This window comes from Cupriavidus sp. GW821-FHT02F09 (assembly GCF_059421605.1).
This window is the reverse complement of sequence record NZ_JBWKVH010000038.1, coordinates 56,907-74,965: the sequence shown is the minus strand read 5'-3', so window position 1 is coordinate 74,965 and position 18,059 is coordinate 56,907. Positions and strand designations below refer to the sequence as shown.

General features: G+C 67.3%; 16 protein-coding genes. 10 read left to right on the top strand and 6 right to left on the bottom strand.

The window, feature by feature from the left end:
• Window positions 1-150: 150 nt before the first annotated feature.
• Window positions 151-2,433 (bottom strand): rhodanese-like domain-containing protein, encoded by a 2,283-nt coding sequence (locus AC07XB_RS30210; protein ID WP_492831125.1) that lies wholly within the window; start codon window positions 2,431-2,433, stop codon window positions 151-153.
• A 105-nt stretch (window positions 2,434-2,538) separates the two neighbouring features.
• Window positions 2,539-3,765 carry a succinyldiaminopimelate transaminase gene (gene dapC / locus AC07XB_RS30205; RefSeq protein WP_492813853.1) on the bottom strand — a complete coding sequence of 409 codons (1,227 nt, stop codon included), beginning with the start codon at window positions 3,763-3,765 and terminating at the stop codon, window positions 2,539-2,541.
• A 315-nt stretch (window positions 3,766-4,080) separates the two neighbouring features.
• Between dapC and AC07XB_RS30200 the strand changes: the two genes are divergently transcribed.
• The 4 genes from AC07XB_RS30200 to AC07XB_RS30185 all read left to right on the top strand — a co-directional run bounded on the left by AC07XB_RS30200 (window position 4,081) and on the right by AC07XB_RS30185 (window position 8,083).
• Window positions 4,081-4,704, top strand: a complete 624-nt coding sequence (locus tag AC07XB_RS30200; RefSeq protein WP_492831124.1) for a cysteine dioxygenase family protein — start codon at window positions 4,081-4,083, stop codon at window positions 4,702-4,704.
• 49 nt (window positions 4,705-4,753) lie between these two features.
• A complete protein-coding gene (locus AC07XB_RS30195) occupies window positions 4,754-6,379 on the top strand; it encodes a rhodanese-like domain-containing protein (protein WP_492831123.1) in 1,626 nt (541 codons plus the stop codon).
• Window positions 6,380-6,488: 109 nt separating this feature from the next.
• Window positions 6,489-6,782, top strand: a complete 294-nt coding sequence (locus AC07XB_RS30190; protein ID WP_150992224.1) for a helix-turn-helix domain-containing protein — start codon at window positions 6,489-6,491, stop codon at window positions 6,780-6,782.
• Window positions 6,779-8,083 carry a type II toxin-antitoxin system HipA family toxin gene (locus AC07XB_RS30185; protein ID WP_492813860.1) on the top strand — a complete coding sequence of 435 codons (1,305 nt, stop codon included), beginning with the start codon at window positions 6,779-6,781 and terminating at the stop codon, window positions 8,081-8,083. Before AC07XB_RS30190 ends, AC07XB_RS30185 begins: the two co-directional genes overlap by 4 nt.
• 37 nt (window positions 8,084-8,120) lie before the next feature.
• Here the strand turns inward: AC07XB_RS30185 and AC07XB_RS30180 are convergent, their stop codons facing one another.
• Window positions 8,121-8,837 (bottom strand): SDR family NAD(P)-dependent oxidoreductase, encoded by a 717-nt coding sequence (locus AC07XB_RS30180; RefSeq protein WP_492374343.1) that lies wholly within the window; start codon window positions 8,835-8,837, stop codon window positions 8,121-8,123.
• A 209-nt stretch (window positions 8,838-9,046) separates the two neighbouring features.
• On the opposite strand from AC07XB_RS30180, the gene AC07XB_RS30175 reads away from it, so the two are divergent.
• Window positions 9,047-11,146, top strand: a complete 2,100-nt coding sequence (locus AC07XB_RS30175; RefSeq protein WP_492831122.1) for a TonB-dependent siderophore receptor — start codon at window positions 9,047-9,049, stop codon at window positions 11,144-11,146.
• A gap of 1 nt (window position 11,147) precedes the next feature.
• Here the strand turns inward: AC07XB_RS30175 and AC07XB_RS30170 are convergent, their stop codons facing one another.
• Window positions 11,148-12,044, bottom strand: coding sequence for a LysR substrate-binding domain-containing protein (locus tag AC07XB_RS30170; RefSeq protein ID WP_492831121.1), 897 nt, complete (start codon window positions 12,042-12,044; stop codon window positions 11,148-11,150).
• Between the two features lie 110 nt (window positions 12,045-12,154).
• On the opposite strand from AC07XB_RS30170, the gene AC07XB_RS30165 reads away from it, so the two are divergent.
• Entirely contained in the window at window positions 12,155-12,691 is a 537-nt protein-coding gene (locus AC07XB_RS30165; protein WP_492831120.1) for an NAD(P)H-dependent oxidoreductase, read from the top strand.
• Between the two features lie 57 nt (window positions 12,692-12,748).
• Window positions 12,749-13,633 (top strand): EamA family transporter, encoded by an 885-nt coding sequence (locus AC07XB_RS30160; RefSeq protein ID WP_492374339.1) that lies wholly within the window; start codon window positions 12,749-12,751, stop codon window positions 13,631-13,633.
• Here the strand turns inward: AC07XB_RS30160 and AC07XB_RS30155 are convergent.
• Entirely contained in the window at window positions 13,630-14,265 is a 636-nt protein-coding gene (locus AC07XB_RS30155; protein ID WP_492831119.1) for a GNAT family N-acetyltransferase, read from the bottom strand. The two genes, AC07XB_RS30160 and AC07XB_RS30155, sit on opposite strands and share 4 nt — an antisense overlap.
• Window positions 14,266-14,353: 88 nt before the next feature.
• Between AC07XB_RS30155 and AC07XB_RS30150 the strand changes: the two genes are divergently transcribed.
• Window positions 14,354-14,857: a winged helix-turn-helix transcriptional regulator gene (locus tag AC07XB_RS30150; RefSeq protein WP_492813869.1), complete on the top strand. Its 504-nt coding sequence runs from the start codon at window positions 14,354-14,356 to the stop codon at window positions 14,855-14,857.
• 19 nt (window positions 14,858-14,876) lie between these two features.
• Here the strand turns inward: AC07XB_RS30150 and AC07XB_RS30145 are convergent, their stop codons facing one another.
• Window positions 14,877-15,365: a DUF4265 domain-containing protein gene (locus tag AC07XB_RS30145; protein WP_492831118.1), complete on the bottom strand. Its 489-nt coding sequence runs from the start codon at window positions 15,363-15,365 to the stop codon at window positions 14,877-14,879.
• Window positions 15,366-15,839: 474 nt separating this feature from the next.
• On the opposite strand from AC07XB_RS30145, the gene AC07XB_RS30140 reads away from it, so the two are divergent.
• Together AC07XB_RS30140 and AC07XB_RS30135 are read left to right on the top strand one after the other, a co-directional pair.
• The gene (locus tag AC07XB_RS30140; RefSeq protein WP_492831117.1) at window positions 15,840-16,238 is read left to right on the top strand and encodes a VOC family protein; all 399 of its coding nucleotides are present in this window, start codon (window positions 15,840-15,842) and stop codon (window positions 16,236-16,238) included.
• A gap of 461 nt (window positions 16,239-16,699) precedes the next feature.
• Window positions 16,700-18,016, top strand: a complete 1,317-nt coding sequence (locus tag AC07XB_RS30135) for an MFS transporter (RefSeq protein ID WP_492374351.1) — start codon at window positions 16,700-16,702, stop codon at window positions 18,014-18,016.
• The last annotated feature ends 43 nt before the right edge of the window (window positions 18,017-18,059 follow it).

Genomic DNA, 18,059 nt, shown 5'->3' with positions numbered 1-18,059 from the left:
TTGCGTGCCATCATCACCTCTCTAGTCGACGGGAAGTCTACCTTTTGAGGTGTCCAAGTTCATTAGACCACTACAGTTGGCTCCCCTCTCCCACTTGTGTGAGGGGCCGGGGGAGAGGGCGGGCGCTGGCCGAAGCGATGCCTTTCGCGCCTACTGCTGGCTGTAATCCACCAGCCGCACCGGCAAATCACCGTCGCGTTCGAGTTGATCGACCAGGCCGATTTCCCAGTTCAGGTAGGCGTGCATCTCGGACTTCCGGCGGCTTTCATCCTCGTAGGCGTAGGCGCTGTACCACGCGTCTTCGTCGCCGGTCAGGATTCGCGCTGCGGCGGCCGTGCCGGCCTCGCCGGATTCCGTTGGCAGGCCAAGCGCTTGCCAGCGTGCGTTGCCGCCGAGCAGTGCGCGTACGTCGCGCTGGCTGGTGCGGCGCAACTCGGCCGCTACCGCTTGCGCCAGCACGCCGTCGGAGGAGGTCACCACGATGATGTGGTCGGCTCTGGCATGCTCCAGCGCCAGCGCGACCTTCTCCGGCGTGGCGAACCATGCGCCGGGCAGGTGGCCGCGTCGGAATGCCAGGCTGCTATCCACGTCCACCACCGTTGCCCCGCCCTGCGCTTGCAGCGTGGACAGCGATGCGGCTTCGATCCACGGCGCTTCGGCCTCGGAGGCGCGCAGCACGCGCACGGGCTCGGGACCGGATTCGCGCGGTGCCAGCGGTGCCGGGCGGAACAGGTAGACCTCGTGGCCGCTGAACTGGGCCAGCCAGGCTGCCGTGATCTGTGCGCGCACGCCATCCCAGTCGGCCAGCACGATGCGGGCGCGGCGGGTGCCGGCGTAGGCGTCGGTGGCCTGCACCAGCTGGCCGCCGGGGGCGCTGCGCCAGCCCGGCAGGTGGCCTGCGGTGTATTCCTCGGGCGAGCGGACGTCGAAGCGGTACAGCGTGCGGTCATCCGCCTGCTGCGCGAAAGCGGCTAGCTGCGCCGCATCGATATGTTGCACGCCAGCGCGCTGCGCCACGCGGGCGGCCCGTTCACGCGCCGCGGCCTGGGCGGCTTCGCCAGGCTGTGGCGCGAAACGGGTCTGGCCGTGGTCGAGCTGGTAGCCGGCCAGCAGCCATGCCATGGTGCCGTCCTTGAGCGACACCACGCGATTGGGAATGCCGGCGTTGATCAACGTCTGCGCGCCCACGATGCTGCGCGTGCGGCCGGCGCAATTGACCACCACCAGCGTCTCGGGATCGGGTGCGATCTCGCCGATGCGGTAGACCAGCTCAGCCCCCGGGCAGTCCACCGCGCCGGGGATGCTCATGTTCTGGAATTCCGTGAAGGGGCGGCTGTCCACCACCACCACGTTGTCGCCACGCGTCTGGTGCAGCTTGAGCGCCTCGGCGGTGATCCACGGCGTGTGCAGCTCGTGCTCGATCACTTCGCCGAAGGCTTTGCTGGGCACGTTGGTGCCGCTGAAGATTTCATAGCCAGCGGCCTGCCAGGCACGCGTGCCGCCCTCCAGCACGGATACGTTGGTATAGCCAAAGCGCAGCAGCTTGGCCGCGGCCGCGTGGGCGATATCCTCGACCAGATCCGTCACCACGATGCGCGTGGTGCGGCGCGGCACCAGCCGGTCGATCGTGGTCTCGAGCCGGCCCAGCGGCGCGGGCACGGCGAACAACAGGTGCTCACGCGAGAAAGCACCCTCTTCCCGCGCGTCCAGCACGGCGAGTTCCTCCCCCTGGGCGATGGCGCGCTTGAGCGCGGCCGGGCTCACCAGCGGATGGCGGATCAGCGCAGGCGCGGCAAAGGTGCGGTAGCTGTATTGCGTGCCCCCCTCGGGCGCGGGGTCGAACTTCACGCGCTCGCTCAGGCGGGGCAGCGTGAGGCCGTAGAAGTGCAGGTGCAGGCCAGGCGTGTCGCCGATCAGTTCGATGGTATGCACATCGGTGGGCGATAGCGTGATGGCATTGCCTGCCTGTACATCGAGCTGGCGCAGCGGCTCCAGCGTGTCGAGCCCGGGCTTGCTGCCCTGGCTGCGATGAAAGATCACGTTGCGCTCCACGCCGCGCACACCGGCAATCACCGCCCAGGTGGTGTGGTCGTGCGGCGGCTGTGCCTTGCCCGGCAGGCCAGCCGAGGCGAACAAGGCGAAGCGACCGTCCGGGTCTTCCGCCAGCCGGTAGATCGCGGCGGGCCTGGCCGCATCCACGGGGAAATGCGCCGGCGGGAACAGATGCGCCTGGCCAGCCAGCGCCACCAGTTCGTCGGCGATCGCGGCCAGCGGCGTCTTGTCGGCGGCGTGGCCGCCGACGATCTCTCGGGCACGGGCGATGAAGGCGGCGACCGCCGCGGCGCGAGCGCCGCTTACGTGGTCGGCAACGGCCGTGGCGTCGGCGTTTGCGTCAGTATCGGCCAAGGTCTGGGACAAGTCGGTAATGGTCATGGCGAGAAGCTCTTGAAAATGCTGGGCAGGTTGAAGCCTAAAAGAAGTTGCACCGGGCGCTAACGAATCAGATCGCAGATCGTTATGCCGTGCCTGGCGCGGACATCATGCCGCCGCGGGTTGCCGCGCGCGGGCAAAGGCCACCAGCCGCTCCACGCCCTGCGCGCATTCCTCGGCGGCGGCCACCAGGGCGATGCGGACATGGCCCGCGCCTGGGTTGCGGCCATTCACCGTGCGTGCCAGGAAGGTCCCCGGGACCACGGCAAGGTTCTGCTCGGCCAGCAGTTCGCGCGTGAAGGCCACATCGTCGAGCCCGCTGGCGCGGATGTCGAGCCAGGCGAAGAAACCCGCCTGCGGCTGCGCCAGGCGGGCCACCTGCTGCAGCCGCGGAATGGCGAAGGCGAATTTCTCGCGGTATAGACGGCGGTTTTCCACCACGTGCGCCTCGTCCTGCCAGGCTGCGATGCTGGCACCTTGCACCGCCGGGCTCAGCACGCCGCCGCAATAGCTGCGGTACAAGCGCAGGCGCTCCAGCACATCGGCGTCGCCTGCCACAAAGCCGGAGCGCAGGCCGGGCGCGTTGGAGCGCTTGGACAAGCTGGCCACGGCCAGGATGCGCTGGCGGTCCCGGCCGAGCGCCTGGGCCGCGGCCAGCACCCCCAGCGGCGGCGCGCCCTCGTCGAAGTACAGCTCGGAGTAGCACTCGTCCGACACGATATGAAAGCCGTGCCGCTCGGCCAGCGCCAGCACGTGCTCCCAGTCGGGCAGCGCGTAGACGCGGCCAGAAGGGTTGTCCGGCGAGCAAAGGTAGGCCAGCCGCACGCGCGGCCAGATGTGCGCGGGCACCGCGTCGAACGCGGCGGCCAGCCCTTGCGCGGGGTCGATGTCGAGGTAATACGGCTCGGCGCCGGCCAGCAGCGCCGCGCCTTCGTAGACCTGATAGCCCGGATTGCTGACCAGCACCACCGGCGCGCCATGCTGCGGCCGGTTGGCGCGCAGCACCACTTGCGCCAGGCTGAACAAACCATCCTTGGCGCCGTTGACGGGCACGATCTCGCGCGCCGGGTCGAGGCCGGCCACGCCGTGGCGGCGCGCGACCCAGGCGGCAATGGCCTCACGCAGCGCGTCGCTGCCAGCCACCTTGGGATAGCGGCCGATGCTGCCGGCGTGTTCCGCCAGCGCCTGCACAACCAGGTGCGGCGTGGCATGTTGCGGCTCGCCCCAGCTGAAGCTGATCGGCGGCAGGCTGGTGCGCAGGGGCGTTTGCGCCGCCAGCGCCTGCAGTTTTTCCGTGGGATAGGGTTGCAGGCGTTCGTGCAGTGGTTGGCTCATGCTGGTTCTCTCATTGGAGGGCGGCGGCTTGGTGGTTGCCCGGCTTGGCCGTGAACACCCTCACCTCTAGCGGCCTACTCTAGGACCCGGCCCCGCGCCGCGGCAACGAATCTTTCCGCCGTTGGTCATGCAATGCGTGATGCGATAGTCGATGCAATGCGCAATGCGACGCCGCAGGCCTCATGTCGCCTTGCACCAGATCAAAACCGAATATGCATCGGCGATATTGTTAGTTCTTCCCGGGTCCCGCACTCCGTAGAGTGGAGCACGGCCGCCACCTGCCACTGCATCGTATTCATAACAGGATCTCCCCCCATGACGACCCAGACCAACCAGACCAATCAGCAAAACCAGCGCAATGCGGCCATTGCCGCCACCCTCGCCGAAGTCAGCGCACTGACGGCACAGCGCGAGGTGGATCGCGCCACGCTCGGGCAGGTCACCGCCGCCCTGCAGAAGCTGGCCGACCAGAAGGACCTGTTCGGCTTTGCCGATTTCCCGCCGCCCAGCGACGGCACCACCACCTCTACCCGCTATCGGCTGAGCCGAGAAGGCCAGTTGCCAGCGCTCTACCTCAATTCGATCGTGCCGGGCAAGAAGACCATTCCGCACAACCATGACACGTGGGTCGTCATCGTGGCCGTGCAAGGCGATGAGCTCAACCGCGTCTACCGCCGCACCGACGACGGCAGCAACCCCGAGCGGGCCAGCATCGAACTGGAGCGCGAGCTGGTGGTGCGCCCGGGCACGCCGATCAGCTTCCTGCCGCAGGACATCCATAGCATCCACGTGGTGGGCGAGGCCCCCACGCTGCACTTCCACCTCTACGGCCGTCCACTCGAAACGCTGACGGGGCGCATCGGCGTGGAGCTGGAGACCGGGCGCATCGTCAACTACAACGCCACCCAGATGAACCGCAGCGAGAAAGCAGCGGCCTGACATTGCGGCCAAGACAACAGCCCCATCCCTTGTTCACGCGGAGCACGCCATGACCCAATCCATCGACGCCGTCACCTTGCGCGGCTGGCTTAACGACGGCCAGCCCCTGGCGCTGTTCGACGTGCGCGAGCACGGCCAATATGGCGAGGGCCATCCCTTCTTCGCCGTGCCCCTGCCCTACAGCCGGCTGGAGCTGGATGTTGCCCGCCTGGCGCCGCGCCTGGCCGAGCGCATCGTGCTGTTCGACGACGGCGACGGCGTGGCCGAGCTGGCGGCACAGCGGCTGGCTGGCCTGGGCTACAGCAATCTCACGCTGCTGGCGGGGGGCGCAGCGGCGTGGGCCGCAGCCGGCTACACCTTGTTCAAGGGCGTCAACGTGCCATCGAAGACGTTTGGCGAACTGGTCGAGCACCAGCAGCACACGCCGCGCCTGAGCGCTGCTGAACTGGTGGCGCGCCGCGACAGCGGCGAGCCGCTGGTGCTGGTGGATGGCCGCACCTTTGCCGAGCACCAGAAGATGACCATCCCCGGCGCGCACAGCCTGCCCAACGGCGAGCTGGCCCTGCGCCTGGCGACACTGCTGCCGGATGCACAGACCACCGTGGTGGTGCACTGCGCCGGGCGCACGCGCAGCATCATCGGCGCGCAGACGCTGCGCAACCTTGGCCTGCCCAATCCCGTGCTGGCGCTGGAGAACGGCACGCAGGGATGGTACCTGGCCGACCACGCGCTCGAGCACGGCAGCCAGCGCCGCTACCCGGCGGCCCCGCCGGCCAGCGAGCTGGCCGAGGCCCGCGCTCGCTCGGCCCGGCTGCTGCAGCGCGCTGGCTTGCCCGCGCTGTCGGCCACGCAGGCGCAGCAGTGGCTGGACGACGACAGCCGCACCACCTACCTGCTGGATATCCGCACTGCCGAGGAATTCGCGCAAGGCTCGATCGGCGGCGCGCGGCACGCGCCCGGCGGCCAGCTGGTGCAGGCCACCGACCAGTACATCGGCGTGCGCGGCAGCCGCGTGATCGTGTTCGACGACGATGGCGTGCGCGCACCGGTGGTGGCCAGCTGGCTTTACCAGCTGGGCTATGAGAGCGCCGTGCTCGCGCACGGCGTCAACGCCGCCATCAAGGCGAGCGCGCCGCCGCGCACCCTGCCCACCCACTCCCTGCCGGTGCTCGACGCCAACCTGCTGCGCGCGCTGCACGCGCAGGCGCCTGACGCGCTGCGCATCGACCTGCGCGAAAGCGCCGAGTACGCCCGCGGCCATGCCGAAGGCGCCACCTGGTCGATCCGCCCGCGCCTGCCCGCCACGCTCGAGCGCCTTGGCGCCACCCACGACCAGCCGGTCATCCTGATCGCGAGCGAGCCGCACATCGCCAACCTAGCCGGGCAGGATCTGCTGGCCGCCGGCTATCGCCACGTGTACCGGCTGGCCGAGGGCTACCGCACCTGGCAGGCCGCGGGGCTGCCCGAGGCGGCCGAGCCGGTGGGGCTGCCGCCGGAAGCGCGTATCGACTACCTGTTTTTCGTGCACGACCGGCACGAGGGCAACAAGGACGCCGCGCGTGCCTACCTGGCCTGGGAAACCGGGTTGATTGCAAAGTGCGCGCCGGATGAACTGGGCCGCTTCCGCATTCTGGCGTCCGCAGGGCAAGCGGCAGACCAGAGCAAGGCGGCCTGATCGCGCAGACTCATGCCATGACATATCAATTTGACATAAATTATGCGATAACATAAGAAATGCCGTCGTGTGCTATGCTATTTCATATCCTTCGATGTGAAAACATGTCATGGCATCATTCTTTGATCAGCTCCAGGCACGCCGAGCCACGCGCAAATCCTCGCTGGGGGAAGTGGCCCGGCTGATCGGCATGGCGCCGTCCAACCTGACCACGGCGTTGAGCGGCCGCAGCGATGTGCGCGCCTCCACACTCGAAGCCGTGGGTGCCGCGCTCGATGCGGAATGGGTCCTGGTGCCACGCGAGCACCTGCTCGCCGTGAAGCGCCTGGTCGAGGGCAAAGACAGCGGGCCGGACCGCGAGGCCAAGACCTCGGTGGAAATGTTCCTGGAGCAGGAATCATGAGCCCCGGGCTGCGCCCCCGCTATCTGGAAGTGCATCTGCACGGCGTGCTGTGCGGCCATCTGTGCGAGGTCGGGCGCACCTGCCGCTTCGTGCCGGCGGAAGCCTTCCGCGGCGACCCGCTGCGGCCCACGCTCAGCCTTTCGCTGACCTTCCCCGGCAACGACACGCTGACCGCCTCGGTGCTGTCCAACCCCTTCCATCCCGCGCTGTACAACACCAACGCGGCGCTGCCGCCCTACTTCGCCGGGCTGTTGCCCGAGAGCGAGCTGCGCAAGCGCCTGGAGGCCACGCGCCACCATCCCGAAGACCGCGACGATTTCGGCATCCTGGCCGCCGCCGGCGACGACCTGCCGGGCGCGGTGGTGGTGCGCCCCGCGCCCATCGACGCCCTGCCCGAGCACGTGCGCACCGTCGGCGTGACGGGCGGAGCGGACAACCTGGAAATTGCCGTGATCGAAGGCGCCACCGAAGGCGCGGCCTCGGTCTCGGGCGTGCAGAACAAGCTGGCGCTGTCCACCGCGCATGCCGGCAAGCGCTACACCATGCCCACCCACGGGCATCTCTCCGACCTGATCGCCAAGCTGCCCGCGCGCAATGACGATAGCCAGGTCTTCAACGAATACGTGTCGATGCAGCTGGCGCAGGCCGCTGGCGTGGCGGTGGCGCCGTGCCGGCCCGTGCCGCTTGCCGCCATCGAGGTCGAGGGGCTGGCCGAGGCCCTTGGCACCGGCCTGCACTTCCTCGCCGTGGACCGCTTCGACCGCGAGCCCGGCGGGCGCGTGCATGCCGAAGACGGCTGCCAGTTGCTGACCCGCATGCCCAACCGCAAGTATGGCGGCCATGACGCCTACGCCGCCCTGGTGCAACTGCTGGAGCGCCTGAGCGTGCGCGGCATCGAAGACGTGCGGCAGTTCTTTATCCGCCAAGCCATCAATACCCTGCTGGGCAACAGCGATGCCCACCTGAAGAACTTCTCCTTCCTGTACCGCAACGGCGTCGCGCCCGAGCTCTCGCCCGCTTACGACATCGTCAGCGTGGCCGCCCTGCCGGGCTTTGCCGGCTTCGGCCAGAATGTGGCCATCGACCGCCAGCAGCGCGAGCAAACCCTGCAGACCTACCGCGAGTTCGCGCGCAAGGCCAGGATCGCCGAGCGCATCGCCACCGCCGCCGTGAAAGACGCGGTAGCGATGGCGCACGAGCGCTGGCCGGCATTGCTGGAGCAGTTGCCGGCGCCGGCGGGCATGCGTGCCATCGTGCTGGAGCGGCTGGCGACATTGCCGCTGGCACAGCGCAAGGCTTAGAGGCCGTTTCCAAAAGATGCTGGCGTCGTTGCGCCGCTCAGCTCAGCCCATCCAGCACCACATGCTGCCCATGGATCGCCTGCGCCGCGTCCGAGGCCAGGAAGGCGATGGCGCGCGCCGCCGACGCGGTCGAGACCCAGTCGGTGGGATCGGCGGCGGGCATGGCCTGGCGGTTGGCATGGGTGTCGAGCGTGCCCGGCGCGACACTGTTGACGTTAATGCCAGCCCGGCGCACCTCATGCGACAAGCTCTCCACCAGACGCTGCAACGCGCTCTTTGACGCGCAGTAGGCGCCCATCGCGGCGGCCCCGTTAGCGGCGCCGCGCGCGGTCACCGCCACGACCTTGCCGGCGCCCTGCGCAAGCATGGCGGGCAGCAGATGCTGCGTCACGGCCACCAGCGACCAGGCGTTCAGATCCATCATCCGCATCCAGGATTCGCGGCTGAGCGCATGCACGGGCTCGCCCATCTCGAAGCCGCCGGCCACGTGCACCAGCACATCCACGCCACCGAACGCGTCGAGGATGCTTCGCGCCGCCACGGCCATGCTGTCCGTCGAGGTCACGTCCGCCGCCAGCAACAGGTGCCAGTCCGCGGCCTCGGGCACCGGCGCGTGCGCGCGCAGCACTGCCGCGTCGCGGTCGATCAGGGCCAGCCGCGCCCCCTCGTCCGCGAACGCCTGGGTAACGGCGCGGCCAAGCGCGCCACCGGCGCCGGTAATCACGATGCGGCGGGGGGATGCTGACGATGCCATGGTGTTCTCCTGTTCGGGCTCTTGCCTCCTAGTCACCATAGTCCGCCGCGCTTGAGGTGGAAAGCGCGTTGGAAGGCGAGGCGCAAAACCGGCGCATGCGTTCGGCATCGCCGTCCCCCGGCTAAGCACGGCCCGATTTCATTGCAAAACCCAACAAACGATAATCATTATCATTTACAATCCGGCGCTTTCCGCACTCTCGCAGCACCATGCTCACTCGCCAACTGATTGCCCCGGCCGCCCTGGGCTGCCTGTTCTCCCCTGCCATGGCCCAGGCCGCCCCGGACGCCGAGACCACCTTGCCGTCCGTCACGGTCAGCGCCGCCGAAGACCCCCGTGCCGACACCGGCTTTGCCACGCGCCGGGCAGCGGGCGTGACCAAGTCCGGCACGTCCGCGGCGGACAGCGCGCAGTCCATCACCGTGATCACGCGCGACCTGATGGACAGCCAGCAAGCGCAAACCCTGGGTGACGCACTGGCCAATTCCGCGGGCGTGGTCACCAATGTCTACGGCCGGCGCGGCTGGGACGACTTCATCATCCGAGGCCAGCGCGCATCGGAATCCGTCTTTGTCGATGGCCTGCTGGTCGAGTCCAACAACCGCGTGGCGCAGGAGCTGTTCGGCGCGCAGGGCGTGGAAGTGCTCAAAGGCCCGGCCTCGGTGTTGTTCGGCAAGGTGCAGCCGGGCGGCATGGTCAATATCGTCAGCAAGCGCCCCAGGCCCGAACTGTTTGGCGAACTGGGGCTGACGGTAGGCAACTACGGCTTGCGGCAGGCCACGGCGGATGTGGGCACGCCGTTGTCGGAAAACGGCAAGGCCGCGCTGCGCGTGAACGCCCTGGCGATGAACAGCGACGACGCGACCGACTACGTCTATTACCGCAACCGCTATATCGCGCCGTCGCTGTCGCTGGACCTGGGCGCGCGCACCGACCTGACCCTGCTGGCGAGCCACAACGAGCGGCAATATGTGCGCCAGCAAGGCCTGCCCGTGAATGGCACGATCACTGCCAACCGCAACGGCACCCTGCCCAACGGCCGCTTTACCGGCGAGCCGGGCCTGGCGCCATACGACGGCGAGCAAAACCGGCTGGGCTATGCGCTGACCCACCGCTTCGATTCCGGCTGGACGCTGAACCAGAATTTCCGCTGGCAAACGCTGTCGCTGGCCGGCACGCTGATCGCGGGCGGCACCATGGCAGTCAACAGCCAGTTGCTCAACCGCAGCGGCACGCAGCAGGACTTCTCCGGCACCACCATCGGCGTGGACACCAACCTGCAGCGGCGCTTCGAGATTGCCGGGCAGCAGCATGAGGTCACGCTCGGCGTGGACTACAACCGCAGCAACGAGAGCCGCCTGCAGCGCACCTGCCGCGTCGCGGCGCTGAACGTCTACAACCCGGTCTATGGCACGGCCGTGAACTGCCCCAGCGCCTACAGCCTGAACCAGGAAGACAACGTCAGCACGCTGGGCTTCTACGCGCGCGACCAGGTGCGGTTTGCCCAGCGCTGGCTGCTCACCGCCGGCCTGCGCCACGACACCGCCCGCACCAGCACCACGGACCGCCTGGCCGCCACGCGCCTGGACGACACCGCGCGGGCCATCACCGGCAGCGCCGGGCTGATGTTCGACCTGACCAGCTGGGCACGTCCCTATGTCAGCTACGCGACCTCGTTCCTGCCCAATAGCGGCACTGACGTCAACGGCGGCACCTTCAAGCCCGAGACGGGGCGCCAGGCCGAGGTGGGCATCAAGTTCGATTTGCCCAACAAGAGCGGCCTGCTGACCCTGTCTGCCTTCGACCTGACCCGGCGCAACGTGCTGAGCTCGGACCCGGTCAATACCGGCTTCAGCATTGCCACGGGCGAGCAGCGCACGCGCGGGCTGGAGGCAGAGCTGACGGCGGATCTTGGCGGCGGCTGGAGCCTGGCGGGCGCCTATGCCTACGTCGCCAGCGAGGTCACGCAAGACACGGTTGCCGCCAATGTGGGCAAGCCGCTCAACAACGTGCCCCGGCACAGCGTCTCGCTTTGGGGCACCAAGCATTTCCGCGGGCCGCTCGCAGGCTGGTACGCCGGCGCCCGCATGCGCGCGGAGAGCGCCAAGCGCGGCTACACCTTCAACTACACCGTGCCCGGCTACGCGGTGGCGGACCTTGGCGTGGGCTATGTGGCATCGCACTGGAAGGCCGCGCTCAACGTCAAGAACGTGTTCGACAAGGCGTACTACGCCGGCGGCCTGAGCAACAACATCGTGCCGGTGGGCAATCCCCGTACGGTCATGCTCAACGTGGCGCTCAACTACTAAGCTACGCCGCCAGCAGGCCTTCGATCAGGCCCGCCACATGCCGCACGGCCACGTCATCGTCGCGGCGCGCATGCCAGGCCAGGTGGAGGGAAAAACCCTCCACCGCCACCGGCGGCGCGAACGTCGCCAGGGCCTGTGCCGGGTCCTCGGGCAGGCAGCGGCTGGGCAGCATGGCGATCAGGTCGGAATCGGCCAGCAGCGGCGGCACCATCATGAAGCTCGGCACCACCATGCCGACGCGCCGCGCCAGGCCCAGCCCGGCCAGTGCATCGTCCAGCGGCCCGTGGATATCGCCACGGCCGGATACCAACACATGCGGGTACTCCAGCCAGCGCTCCAGGCCAAAGCCGGTGGCCGCGGGATGGCCCCGCCGCATGGCAACCACGTAGTGCTCGCGCAATAACGGCCGGCGGCGAAAATCCGCGCCCACGGCGGGAAACACGGATACAGCGAGATCGCTGTCCCCTCGCGCCAGGGACCCGAGCGCAGCATCGGCCCCCTGCCACGGCTGCAGCACGAGATTGACGCCCGGCGCGCTGCGCGCCAGTTGCCGATGCAGTTGCCGCGCCACCACCACGGCGGGATGGTCCGCCATCCGCACGCGCACCGTTTGCGACAAGCTCGCCAGATCCACCTCAGGCTCACCAATCACCGTCGCCACCGAGGCCAGCGCCTGCTTCAGCGGCGCGCGCAGAGCCTGCGCCCTCGGCGTGAGCTGCATGCCGCCAGGCGCACGCTCCAGCAGGCGATCCTTGAACAGATGGCGGCAGCGCTCCAGCGCGCTGGAGGCGGCTGGCTGGGACAGCCCGACACGCTGCGCGGCACGCGACACATGGGCTTCGTCGAGCAAGGCGTCCAGCACGGTCAGCAGATTGAGGTCGATCGCACGTAAATTCATGAAACGGATAATAGGGCATACAAACTATCCATTGGAATGATTTGGTGTGAAGCGGCATCCTTGAGACATCACCACGGCACGCACCACGGCACTACCAACCGGAGCCCCCCATGTCCAAGACCCTGATCCTGCTGTTCCATCCCCAGTTCGGCCAATCCAAGGCCAATCGCGCCCTGTGCAATGCGGCCAGCACACTGCCCGACGTAGAAATCGCCGACCTCTACGCCCTCTACCCGGACGGCGCCATTGATGTGGACGCCGAAGTCCGCCGGCTGCTTGGCGCGGACCGCATCGTGTTTCAGTTCCCGCTCCAGTGGTATGCCACGCCCGCGCTGCTCAAAACCTGGCAGGACGCCGTGCTGACCCGCATGTTCTACATCGCCTATGAGACCGAGGGCCGCGCGCTGGAAGGCAAGCCCATGCTGGTAGCCGCCACCGCTGGCAACGTGCCGCAAGCCTACGGGCCAGGCGGCGTCAATCTGTTTGCGCTTGCCGAGTTGCTGCGCCCCTTGCAGGCCACCGCCAACCGCTGCGGCCTGCCGTGGTCCGAGCCCTTCCTGCTCTATGAGGCGGGCAAGCTGGATGACCAAGCGCTGGCTGCCGCGGGCGAGCGTTACGCGGTGCGCTTGCAGCACATCGCAGCCTAGCCAGCCGGGCCAGGATCGTTCAAGATTCGGGCTCGCAGAATCGCCTGAGAGTCGCAATTGCCGCTGAATCGCCTGAAACAAAGTGCCACCCTGATCGCCGTGCTGGCATTGATCGGATCGATGGCTTCGCTCTGCGTCGGTACGTCGTTTGCCAAGAGCCTGTTTGCCGAGGTTGGCGCCCAGGGCACCACGGCGCTGCGGGTGAGCTTTTCGGCGTTGATCCTGCTATGCGTGTGGCGGCCCTGGCGGATGCCGCTAAGCTTGGCCAACGCCCGTGTGATCGCGCTATACGGCGCGGCGCTGGGCGCCACCAACCTGCTGTTCTATATGTCGCTGCGCACCGTCCCGCTCGGGCTGGCGATTGCCATCGAGTTCACCGGGCCGCTGGCGGTCGCCGTGTCGTCGTCACGGCGGGCCATCGACTTTCTCTGGATTGCCTTTGCGGTGGCAGGCTTGCTGTTGCTGTTGCCGCTTGGGGAGAACGTTGCCACGCTCGATCCCGTGGGCATCGGCTACGCGCTGACGGCCGGCGTGGGCTGGGCGCTATACATCATCTTCGGGCAGATGGCAGGCAACGCGCACGGCGGGCAAGCCACCTCGCTCGGGCTGACCATGGCATCGCTGGTCGTGCTGCCCTTCGGGCTGGCGCATGCCGGCGCGGCCATGTTCAGCCCGTCGCTGCTGGCAGCAGGGCTGGCGGTTGGCCTGCTCTCCAGCGCCATTCCCTATTCGCTGGAAATGGTGGCGCTCAAGCGGCTGCCGCGCCGCACCTTCGGCATCCTGCTCAGCATGGAACCCGCCATGGGCGCGCTGGCAGGCCTCGCGTTTTTGCACGAAACGCTGAACACACAGCAATGGCTGGCGATTGGCAGCATCATCACGGCGTCGGTGGGGTGCACGATGACAGCCGGATCGCGCAAGCGCGCAAGCGCCGAGGCCTAGGCCGCCGATAGCCGCGCCACGGCTTGCTGCGCGCCGTAGCCGGCCAGCTCGCCCAGCACCAGGCTGACCTCATACAGCAGGCTGTCTTCCGGGTTGCGCCGGGTGGAGAAGCCGAACTCCCGCATCAATGCCAGCATGCGGCGGTTCTCGCTCAGCACATCCCCGCGCAGCAGATGCAGGCCGGCGCCCAGCGCCGCGTCGCGCAGGCGCCGGATCAGCCGGCGGCCGATACCCTTGCCTTGCCAGTCGTCGGCCACCGCCACGGCGAACTCGCCAACGTCGCCATCCTCGCCACGCGTCACCACGTAGTTGCCGTTGGCGACGATCATCGGCAGCCCCTCCACTTCCGCCGTGACCACCAGCGCCAGGCCGGCGTTGCTCTCGATGAACAGGTCGATTACCTCGTCGGACACGCGTCCGCCGGTCAGGAAGCGGTAATAACGGCTCTCGCGCGACAGGGCCTGGACGAAGGCCCGCTCTCTCTCGGCATCAGCGGCACGAACAGCGCGCACGACCACGCGCTCGCCACCGCTCAACTTCCAGGTCTCGGCGCATTCCGGGCAGCCAGCATGCCGGCCGCCGCCGGTCAGGCGGGATTGGCCGGCAAGGCTGGGAGGATTCGAAGGCTGCATGTCCGGCTCCTGACTTCATATTTCATAGTCAGGAGTATAGGCAATACCCTGACTTTTGCAAATGAAGTTAGCCTGCTATGCTCAACGGATGGATCTCACCGCCCAAGAACTCCGCAACTGCTCGATTGCCGCGACCCTCTCGCTGATTGGAGAGAAGTGGACAATTCTTATCTTGCGCGACGTTTTCCACGGCATCAGGCGCTTCGACGATTTCCTGGAGCGCCTGCAGTGCTCCCCCGCCGTGCTGTCGGCCAGGCTCAAAACGCTGACCGAGGCAGGCATCCTGCGCAAGGTGAGCTATCGGGAGCCGGGCGAGCGGGAACGGTTCGAGTACCGGCCGACGCGCGCCGCGGTGGAGTTGCTGCCGGTGATCATCGGGCTGATGCAATGGGGGGATCGCCACCTGGCCGCCAGCGGCCAAGGGCCGGTGACGTTGCTTACCGCACCGGAGGGGCGCCGCGTGCGCGCGGCGCTGGTGGATGATGCGGATCAGTTGGTGCGGCCCAACGATATCGAGATTTACCACGCCAGCCGGCGGCCAGCGCCGGCGGCTGAAGGCGAATCCCCGCAAGCGCCTGCCACGCAAGCGTGAGCCTGGGCGCGATCGGCCGTCAATCCTTCAGCCACCAGTCCAGCAGTGTTTCATCATCGGGATCGTCCAGATTCCGGTAGATGTTCGCGTAGTACCACTGAATCCCGGTCTGGTCGCGAAACGTGTCAAAGACGTCGCGGATTCGGTCCATCCCGTTTTTGGATGGGATGGTCAATGACAGATTCCCGCCGTTGATCCCATCCAGCGTTCCGCCCAGCTCAGCTGCCACCTCCTTCTCCAGGCGTGACAGGATTGCCTGCGGGATATCTTCATCCTCATAAATTTGAACGCAGAAATTCCCGCCCCTCGACAGGACTTCGGTATGCGCGTTTCTATTCTTGATGGAGACGATGTCGCCTCTTGCCAGATTCAAGGCGAGACCGGGCGAGGCGAGAAGCTCGTAGATGTCTTCATCGATTTGGCGGGCGGGCAGTTCTTCGAACATTGGCTCCGCGTCATCTTCTCCGGCGTAGACGTGGATCAGGACGCTTGGGGGGATGTTTTCCATGTGGTGGTTCGTCGCTCTTGCGTTTGATGCGTTTGATGCGTTTGATGCGGGACCGCCTAGTTTTACACAGCAACCGTGTGTAAGACATGAAGCCCCGAATTGAGAAGCCAGTTTGCCTTTGGCGCTCCTGGCACATTCTCCGCTATCCAGGCATCCGTTCGAGTGCGGGGCCACGTGCGGCTTCCCGGTCCCCCTCCCCGCATCCTGCCAAGAATCCCGGACGGAAGATCCCACCTGGCCGCTACCTCACGCAGAACGTCGATTATCACTGCCCAAAGCTCAGTGAACGGGCTGAACACGGATTCCCAGGCAGGTTGTAAAGTGGGAGCCCATTCTTCGACGTTCGACGCTTCAGCCCATGCCCCGGCGGCGCCGGGAAGTGTCCCTCAGGCTCTCGCAAGGCAGATTTGCCGGCGACGATCCCTATGCCCCGCGCAAGAACAACAGCCCAGGAACCAGCCAGAGCCAAACCCAATGCAACTTCTCGATCATGTTTCAATCGGCGTGCCCAACCTCGACGCAGCGCGCCCCTTCTATGACGCGATCATGCAGACGTTGGGCGCAACGAAGGTCTATGACCGCCCCGATGCGCTTGGCTATGGCGAGCGCTGCACGTCCAGCGATGCGGCGTCGACGTGCCTGGCGGTCTATCTCGACCCGAGCAGGATCGAAGCAAACAAGCGGCATTGGTGCTTCAAGGCGTCGTCCCGCAAACAGGTCGACGCGTTCTTTGCCGCGGGCCTCGCCGCCGGGGGATCGTCGGATGGGGATCCGGGCCTGCGGCCTGGCTACCATGCCGGATACTACGCAGCGTTTCTCGTCGATCCGGCGGGCAATCGCGTGGAGGCGGTGTGTCATTCGGCCTCGATCTGACTCGAACATGCTCGAATTGACGATGGCGCCTGGGCACGGTGGCGTCCAGTGCGGGTTCTGGTGGCTCGGAGCCAAGGACTTGGCATCGCAGGCGGAAGTGGCATAACTATCACCACGCGGCATCCACGGCCTGAGCCGGGACAGCCAAAATACCAGCTACTACCTGCACCACCGCGCGCACCGCCCCGGTCCATTGCACTGCACCATGACCGTGCCGCCCCGCCCCACCTCGGCGCATCGCCTCCCGGCCTGATGCTCCCGCGCAGCGCAAAAACCCCTTCATCCATCACAAACCGCCCTGGCACACCGCTTGCGTAACAAGACGCGAGCGGACCAACGGCGGCCCGCTCACCCCACACAGGGTGGCAGCGGTCTTCACCGCTGCCACCAGGACAACGGCGTCCCCTGATCTGGTCTTCACGACCGGATTGCGGGACGCCATTTGTTTTTATGGAGCCATGATGACCGGCAAAGCCACCCGCATCGAACTGCTAAGCCTGCGCACCCCGCAGATGCGCGCCTTCCACCTGACGTGGATGGCCTTCTTCGTGTGCTTCTTCGCGTGGTTCGCCTGCGCGCCGCTGATGCCGGTGCTCAAGGGCGAATTCGGCCTGACTCCCGACCAGATCGCCAATATCAATATTGCGGCCGTGGCCGTGACCATTCTCGTGCGGCTGGCCATTGGCCCGCTGTGCGACCGTTTTGGTCCCCGCCGCGCCTACACCGGCCTGCTCGCTCTCGGTGCGATCCCCGTGCTGGGCGTGGCGATGGCGCAGAGCTATGAAGCCTTCCTGTTCTTCCGCCTGTTGATTGGCGCGGTTGGCGCGAGCTTCGTGATCACGCAATACCACACCTCGGTGATGTTCGCCCCCAACGTGGTGGGCACCGCCAACGCGGCAGCCGCCGGCTGGGGCAATGCCGGCGGTGGCGCGGCGCAAGCGCTGATGCCGCTGCTGCTGGGCGGCGTGCTGATGCTGGGCGTGAGCCACACCATGGGCTGGCGCCTGGCGCTGCTGGTGCCGGGCGTGCTGATGCTGATCATGGCGGTGCTGTACTGGCGCTATACGCAGGACTGCCCGCAAGGCGACTTCAAGGATCTGCGCGCGCGCGGCATCGCCATCGACAGCGGCAAGAAAGGCGGCTGGGCCAGCTTTGTCGCCGCTGCTGGCAACTACCGCGTGTGGATGCTGTTCATCACCTACGGTGCCTGCTTCGGCGTGGAGATCTTCATCCACAACGTGGCCGCTACCTATTACGTGGATCACTTTGGCCTGTCGCTCGGCAGCGCCGGCCTGGCCGCGGCCAGCTTTGGCCTGCTCGCCCTGTTCGCCCGTGCCCTGGGCGGCTGGCTGTCGGACAAGGCTGCGCTGCGCCGTGGCCTGGATGCGCGATCCATGCTGCTGTTCGTGCTGATCCTGGGTGAAGGCCTGGGCCTGTTGTGGTTTGCCCAGGCGCATCACGTCGTGGCTGCCGTGGCCGCCATGCTGGGCTTCGGCCTGTTCACCCATATGGCCTGCGGCGCCACCTATGCGCTGGTGCCCTTTATCGACCGCAAGGCGCTGGGCGGCGTGGCCGGGATCATTGGTGCCGGCGGCAATGTGGGCGCCGTGGCGGCGGGCTTCCTGATGAAGGGCCTGGGCGGCAACCTGCAGCAAACGCTGACCGTGCTGGGCGCGGCGGCCATCGTCTCCGCCCTGTGCGCCATTGCCGTGCGCTTTTCGGCGGAGCACAAGGCCAGCGAGCAGGCGCTGTTCGACAACGCGCTGGCCGGCTCCTGAGCCCGCCCGACGCAAAAACGCCACGCAAGCACACGCACCAGCG